The organism is Burkholderia sp. AU31624, from assembly GCF_020420065.1.
Taxonomy (GTDB): domain Bacteria; phylum Pseudomonadota; class Gammaproteobacteria; order Burkholderiales; family Burkholderiaceae; genus Burkholderia.
Window position 1 is genome coordinate 44,038 of record NZ_JAIZRT010000017.1, and the last position, 7,533, is coordinate 51,570.

The 7,533-nt window shown below is 64.5% G+C and carries 5 protein-coding genes; 4 read left to right on the forward strand and 1 reads right to left on the reverse strand.

The genetic code is table 11. The features are described from left to right. Positions 1–218: 218 nt before the first annotated feature. A complete protein-coding gene (typA, locus tag LGM89_RS36825) occupies positions 219–2,045 on the reverse strand; it encodes a translational GTPase TypA (protein WP_039358989.1) in 1,827 nt (608 codons plus the stop codon). Between the two features lie 330 nt (positions 2,046–2,375). Here typA and LGM89_RS36830 point away from each other — a divergent pair, with 330 nt between their 5' ends. From LGM89_RS36830 to LGM89_RS36845, 4 genes are all read left to right on the forward strand, one after another. Next, positions 2,376–2,867, forward strand: coding sequence for a MarR family winged helix-turn-helix transcriptional regulator (locus LGM89_RS36830; protein ID WP_089494717.1), 492 nt, complete (start codon positions 2,376–2,378; stop codon positions 2,865–2,867). A gap of 87 nt (positions 2,868–2,954) precedes the next feature. Beyond that, the gene (locus tag LGM89_RS36835; RefSeq protein ID WP_226275797.1) at positions 2,955–4,451 is read left to right on the forward strand and encodes an efflux transporter outer membrane subunit; all 1,497 of its coding nucleotides are present in this window, start codon (positions 2,955–2,957) and stop codon (positions 4,449–4,451) included. Between the two features lie 52 nt (positions 4,452–4,503). Further along, positions 4,504–5,718, forward strand: coding sequence for an efflux RND transporter periplasmic adaptor subunit (locus tag LGM89_RS36840; RefSeq protein ID WP_089494715.1), 1,215 nt, complete (start codon positions 4,504–4,506; stop codon positions 5,716–5,718). A gap of 28 nt (positions 5,719–5,746) precedes the next feature. Beyond that, on the forward strand, positions 5,747–7,306 hold the full coding sequence (locus LGM89_RS36845) for a DHA2 family efflux MFS transporter permease subunit (protein WP_089494714.1): 1,560 nt from the start codon (positions 5,747–5,749) through the stop codon (positions 7,304–7,306). Positions 7,307–7,533: the final 227 nt, after the last annotated feature.

Here is a 7,533-nt window from a genome sequence, read left to right on the forward strand (position 1 = left end):
TGGAAGGACCTAAAACTTGCGTGCGCGCAGCATATCACAGAACCGATACCGGAGTTCACGGCGAAATGTGCCTGAAAGCACCGCGCGACGGGGTTTTGCCGGATTGCCACGACCCGCGGGAACAGTGTTTTGCAGACAATCCGACTGCACACTGCGCAGATGCAAAAAAGGCTGCCCGCAGGCAGCCTTTTCCGTGATGCAGTGAACGGCCGGAACGCTTAGTCGACCGCGCCTTCGCGGCTCGCGCGGCGACGCTCGTGCTCCTTCAGGAAGCGCTTGCGCAGGCGGATCGATTGCGGCGTCACTTCGACGAGCTCGTCGTCGTCGATGAATTCGACCGCGTATTCCAGCGACATCTGGACCGGCGGCACGAGGCGCACGGCTTCGTCGGTACCCGACGCACGCACGTTGGTCAGCTGCTTGCCCTTGATCGGGTTCACGACGAGGTCGTTGTCGCGGCTGTGGATACCGATGATCATGCCCTCATAGAGCGCGTCACCCGGCTTCACGAACATGCGGCCGCGATCCTGCAGCTTCCACAGTGCATAGGCCACGGCAGCGCCGTCGTCCTGCGAGATCAGCACGCCGTTGCGGCGCTCGAACACCGAGCCGTCCTTGACCGGTGCGTACGAGTCGAAGATGTGGCTCATCAGGCCCGTGCCGCGCGTGAGCGTCAGGAATTCGCTCTGGAAGCCGATCAGGCCACGCGCCGAGATCTTGTACTCCAGACGCGTGCGGCCGCGGCCGTCCGACGCCATGTCGAGCATCTCGCCCTTGCGGCGGCCAAGCTCTTCCATCACGCCACCCTGATGTTCGTCCTCGACGTCGACGGTCAGCAGTTCGTACGGCTCGTGACGCACACCGTCGATTTCCTGCATCACGACGCGCGGACGCGACACGGCCAGCTCGTAGCCTTCACGACGCATGTTCTCGACGAGAATCGTCAGGTGCAGCTCACCACGGCCCGACACTTCGAACACCGTTTCGTCGCCGGTGTCCTTCACGCGCAGCGCGACGTTGTGGTTCAGTTCCTTCATCAGGCGGTCGCGGATCTGGCGGCTCGTGACGAACTTGCCTTCGCGGCCGGCGAGCGGCGACGAGTTGACGAGGAAGTTCATCGTCAGCGTCGGCTCGTCGACGGTGATCATCGGCAGCGCTTCCGGCGTATCCACCGCGCAGATCGTTGCGCCGATGCCGACGTCTTCAATACCGTTGATCAGCACGATGTCGCCCGCTTCGGCCGATTCGACCTGCACGCGCTCGAGACCCGTGAACGACAGCACCTGGTTGATCTTGCGATTCAGCACGTCGCCTTCCGGGCCAAAGCGCATCGCGACCGGCTGACCCGGCTTGATGCGACCGCGCGTGATGCGGCCGACGCCGATCCGGCCGACGTACGTCGAATAGTCGAGCGACGTGATCTGCAGCTGCAGCGGCGCGTCCGGATCCGCCGGGCGGACCGGCACGTGCTCGAGGACTGCCTCGAACAGCGGGCGCATGTCGCCTTCGCGCGCGGCCGGGTCGAGCGACGCATAGCCGTTCAGGCCCGATGCGTAGACGATCGGGAAATCGAGCTGCTCTTCGGTTGCGCCGAGCTTGTCGAACAGGTCGAAGGTCTGGTTGATGACCCAGTCGATCCGCGCACCCGGACGGTCGATCTTGTTGACGATGACGATCGGCTTCAGGCCGAGCGCGAGCGCCTTCTTCGTGACGAAGCGGGTCTGCGGCATCGGGCCCTCGACCGCGTCGACGAGCAGCAGCACCGAGTCGACCATCGACAGCACGCGCTCCACCTCGCCACCGAAGTCCGCGTGCCCCGGCGTGTCGACGATGTTGATGTGCGTGCCTTCATACTCGACCGCGCAGTTCTTCGCGAGAATCGTGATCCCGCGCTCTTTTTCGATGTCGTTCGAGTCCATCACCCGCTCCGCAATCTGCTGGTTCTCGCGGAAGGTGCCGGACTGGCGAAGCAGTTGGTCGACGAGCGTAGTCTTGCCGTGGTCGACGTGGGCGATGATGGCGATATTGCGAAGGGCGCGGGTCATAGAAACCTGGAAATCGTTTGAACGCGCAAAAGCGCCCGCTCGTTTTTCACGGGCGCGCGCATTGCAGCTTGGAAAGCCACAAATTATAGCACGTGCGGATGTCGCGAGCTGACGGACACGTTGCGACGCAACACCAGACGGCCGGCACGCCCTCCCCTGGAACCCGCCGGTCGGCCGAAACCCGCGCCGTTGGCAAGCCCAAAAAAACCTTAATGTGATAGTGGATTTATGGGCCACAAAGCGCGCCCTTTGCCGTTCGATTAACATTTGCCGCGGCAAGCAACTGTGCCTATACTGCTGCCTAGTCAACTATTGCAGCTTCAGGGTTTTATGTCGGATTCTTCCACCCAACCGCCCGTCTCGCAGCTGTCTTCATATCAGATGAACGACAGCGTCGGCTATCTGATGTCGCGCGTGAAATCGGTGATGACCAACCTCGTCACGCAACGCACGCAGGAAGAGCTCGGTATCACGGGTACGCAGGCGAGCATGCTGTTCATGATCGCGGTCGGCAAATGCTCGACGGCCGCCGAGCTCGCGCGCGAGTACGGGATCGACGCGAGCGCGGTCACGCGCCTGCTCGACCGGGTCGAGAAACGCGGCCTGCTGTCCCGCGTTCGCAGCATCGAGGATCGGCGCGTCGTGCGCCTCGAGCTGACCGACGAAGGTCGTGCGCTCGCCGAACGGCTGCCGCCGATTTTCCGCAGTGTGCTCGACCAGGTGCTGGACGGGTTTACGCCGGAAGAAGTCGGGTTCCTGAAGAGCATGCTGCGCCGCATTCTCAGTAACTACTGCGAAACCGCCGGCGGCAGCATCACGTAATAGTTGCCATAACAATTACTTTTGACAGATTAATGTAAGGAAATCCTTGCAGTGTCCATCATTCATTCCGAGTCAGGGATCAGCGCGATGAAATCCTCCCCGTTGTCCGTGCGCGCCGGGTCGTGCCGCACCGCCGTCGCCGCTGCGGTCGCCGCACTGGCGCTGGCGGGCTGCGCGAATTACATCGGCATCAAGAGCGACAAGCAGATCGCCCCCGCGTCGCAATTCGAATCCGCCCAGAGCCTCCCGGCCCAGGGCGGCCAGTGGCCGGCGCTCGACTGGGCCAGCCAGTTCGGCGATCCGCAGCTGCCGAGGCTGATCGACGAGGCCCTGCAGGGCAATCCGTCGATCGCGCAGGCGCAGGCGCGCATCGCAAAGGCGTCGTCGTACATCGAATCGTCGCGTTCGAGCCTGATGCCGAAGGCGGAAGCCAGCTATTCGTGGACGCGCGAGCTGTATTCGGGGAACGCGCTGTTTCCGCCCCCGTACGGCGGCCAGTGGTACAGCGAGAACAACGCGCTCGCGAGCGCGTCGTGGGAACTCGACCTGTGGGGCAAGAACCGCGAACGCCTGCACACCGCCGTGTCGCAGGAAAAGGCGGCGGAAGCCGACATGCAGCAGGCGCGCATCACGCTCGCGTCGTCGGTCGCACGCACCTACAACTCGCTCGCGCAGCTCTATGCGCTGCGCGACATCGCGCAACGCGAGATCACCAACCGCGAGACGGTCGGCAAGATCACCGACGGCCGTGTGTCGGCCGGTCTCGACACCAACGTCGAACGCCAGACGGCGCGCGGCAATATCGCGACGACCCAGGCTTCGCTGTCGGATCTCGATGGCCAGATCACGACGGTGCGCTACCAGCTCGCCGCGCTACTCGGCAAGGGCCCGGATCGCGGGCTGCAGATCGCCGCGCCGGTGGTGAACCCGAGCGGCGAAGTCGCGCTGCCCGGCAACCTGCCGGCCGATCTCGTGTCGCGCCGCCCCGACATCGTCGCCGCGCGCTGGCAGGTCGAAGCCGCGATGCACGACGTGAAGGAAGCGAAGGCCGAGTTCTATCCCGACGTGAACCTCGCGGCCGGCTTCGGCTTCGATGCATTCGGCTGGGGCAAATTCCTGAACTTCGCGAGCCGTCAGGCGCAGTTCGGCCCGGCGATCCACCTGCCGATTTTCGACGCCGGCGCGCTGCGCGCGCAGCTCAAGGGCCGCTACGCGGACTTCGACCTGTCGGTGGCGAACTACAACCAGACGCTGATCAGTGCGCTGAACGACGTCGCGACGCAGGTTGCATCGATCCGCGCGGTCGATCGCCAGATGGGCGATGCGCAACGCGCACTCGACGCATCGACGCGCGCCTATGACCTCGCGGTCATCCGCTACAAGGCCGGCCTGTCGCCGCAGCTGCAGGTGCTGACCGCGGACAGCAACCGCCTCGCCTCGGAGCAGACGGTGACCAACCTGAAGATGCGCCGCCGCGACATGCAGCTCGCGCTGATCAAGGCGCTGGGTGGCGGGTTCGACGCGACCGGCACGCCGCTCGCCGCACCCGATGCCGACAAGCCGACAAAACAGGCCGCCAACTGATCCGGCGCCACCACTACGCAGACACTCGAAATAACGGACGGAGAAAATCGCCATGAGCGACCAACAAAACGCCGCCAGCGCGCAGCCGCAGAACAACGGCAAGCGCAAGCGAATGATGACGCTGCTCGTCGCGGTCATCGTGATCGCGGCCATTGCGTACGGCCTGTATTACTTCCTCGTCGCCCGCTTCCATGAAGGGACCGACGACGCGTACGTGAACGGCAACGTCGTGCAGATCACGCCGCAAGTCACCGGTACCGTGATCGCGGTGAAGGCCGACGATACGCAGACCGTCAAGGCCGGCGATCCGCTCGTCGTGCTCGACCCGGCCGACTCGCAAGTCGCGCTGCAGCAGGCCGAAGCCAATCTCGCGCAAACGGTGCGCCAGGTGCGCGGCCTGTTCGTCAACGACGACCAGTACCGCGCGCAAGTCGCGCTGCGCCAGTCCGACCTGTCGAAGGCGCAGGACGACCTGCGTCGCCGCCTCGCCGTCGCGCAGACGGGCGCCGTGTCGCAGGAAGAGATCTCGCATGCCCGCGACGCGGTGAAGGCCGCACAGGCGTCGGTCGACGCCGCGCAGCAGCAGCTCGCATCGAATCGCGCATTGACCGCGAACACGACGATCGCCTCGCACCCGAACGTGATGGCCGCGGCCGCGAAGGTTCGTGACGCTTACCTGGCGAATGCCCGTAACGTGCTTCCCGCGCCGGTCACCGGCTATGTCGCGAAACGCTCGGTGCAGGTCGGCCAGCGCGTGTCGCCGGGCACGCCGCTGATGTCGGTGGTACCGCTGAACGCCGTGTGGGTCGATGCGAACTTCAAGGAAGTCCAGCTCAAGCACATGCGCATCGGCCAGCCGGTCGAACTGACGGCCGACATCTACGGCTCGTCGGCGGTCTACCACGGCAAGGTGGTCGGCTTCTCGGCCGGTACGGGCTCGGCGTTCTCGCTGCTGCCGGCGCAGAACGCGACGGGTAACTGGATCAAGGTCGTGCAGCGCCTGCCGGTGCGAATCGAACTCGATCCGAAGGATCTCGACAAGCACCCGCTGCGCATCGGCCTGTCGATGCAGGTCGACGTGGACATCAAGGACGAACGCGGCGACCAGCTCGTGAACGCGCCGAACACCGTCTACGAGACCAACGTGTTCGCGAAATACGGCGACGAAGCCGACGCCGAAATCGCCCGCATCGTCGCCGAGAACGCAGGCGGCAACGCATCGGCGCCGGCCGCGTCGAAGTCGAATGCCGTCGCGAAGATGATGTAACCGTTCCGACTCCGGAAAAACAACCGACATGGCACAGGCTCCTGTCTCTCACCCGCCCTTGCAGGGCGGGCAACTCGTGATCGGGACGATCGCGGTATCGCTCGCGGTGTTCATGAACGTGCTCGACACGTCCATCGCGAACGTCGCGATCCCGACCATCTCGGGCGACCTCGGCGTGTCGTCCGACCAGGGCACGTGGGTCATCACGTCGTTCGCGGTCGCGAACGCGATCTCGGTGCCGCTGACCGGCTGGCTGACCGACCGCTTCGGGCAAGTGCGCCTGTTCCTCGCGTCGATCATCCTGTTCGTGATTTCGTCGTGGATGTGCGGTCTCTCGCCCAACCTGCCGTTCCTGTTGGGGTCGCGCGTGCTGCAAGGCGCGGTGGCAGGCCCGATGATTCCGCTGTCGCAAGCGCTCCTGCTGTCGAGCTATCCACGCGCCAAGGCACCGATGGCGCTCGCGCTATGGGCGATGACGACGCTGATCGCGCCCGTCGCCGGCCCGATCCTCGGCGGCTGGATCTCGGACAACTACTCGTGGCCGTGGATCTTCTACGTCAACATCCCGGTCGGCATCGCCGCCGCCGCCGCAACGTGGGCGATCTATCGCAACCGGGAGTCGGCCGTGCGCCGCGCGCCGATCGACGGCGTGGGCCTCGCGCTGCTGGTCATCTGGGTCGGATCGCTGCAGATCATGCTGGACAAGGGCAAGGATCTCGACTGGTTCGCGTCGACGACCATCATCGTGCTCGCGCTGACCGCCGTCATTGCGTTTGCGTTCTTCGTCATCTGGGAATTGACTGCCGAGCACCCGGTCGTCGACCTGTCGCTGTTCCGCATGCGGAACTTCACCGGCGGCACGGTTGCGCTGTCGATCGGGTACGGCCTGTACTTCGGCAACCTCGTGCTGTTGCCGCTGTGGCTGCAGACGCAGATCGGCTACACCGCGACCGACGCCGGTCTCGTGATGGCGCCGGTCGGGCTGTTCGCGATCCTGCTGTCGCCGCTCACCGGGAAGTATCTGCCGCGCACCGATCCGCGCTTCATCTCGACGGCGTCGTTCCTGACGTTTGCGCTGTGCTTCTGGATGCGCTCGCGCTACACGACGGGCGTCGACGAATGGTCGCTGACGCTGCCGACACTCGTGCAGGGTATCGCGATGGCCGGCTTCTTCATCCCGCTGGTGTCGATCACGCTGTCCGGCCTGCCCGGCCACCGCATCCCTGCAGCATCGGGCCTGTCGAACTTCGTGCGGATCATGTGCGGCGGTATTGGTACGTCGATCTTCCAGACGGCCTGGGACCATCGCAACAACTTCCATCACGCGCAACTGGTCGAGCAGGCGAACGTCTACAACCCGACGTTCAACCAGGCCGTCACGCAGATGGGCAACCTCGGGCTGACGCAGGACCAGGCGCACGGGCTGATCAACAACATGGCCACGCAGCAGGCCGCGCAGCTCGGCGTGAACGACCTGTTCTACATCTCGGCGGCAATCTTCGTGCTGCTGATCGGGCTGATCTGGATCACGAAACCCGAGCGCTCGGGCGGCGGCGATGCAGGTGCCGCGGCATCGGCTGCACACTGAACACGCAGTCTGGACGCAAACAAAAAGCCCGGTCGACATCGACCGGGCTTTTTTATTCCAATTGACCTGTCCTGAAATAGGTTGACACTTTTTCGCTGACGCGAAGAGGTGCCAAATGGAGCAAGGGATCAAGCGGACGCAGCGGGACTACAGTCTGGCTTTTAAGCTGTCGGTGGTGGCCCAGGTCGAAAAGGGCGAGCTGACGTACAAAGAGGCGCAGCAGCGCT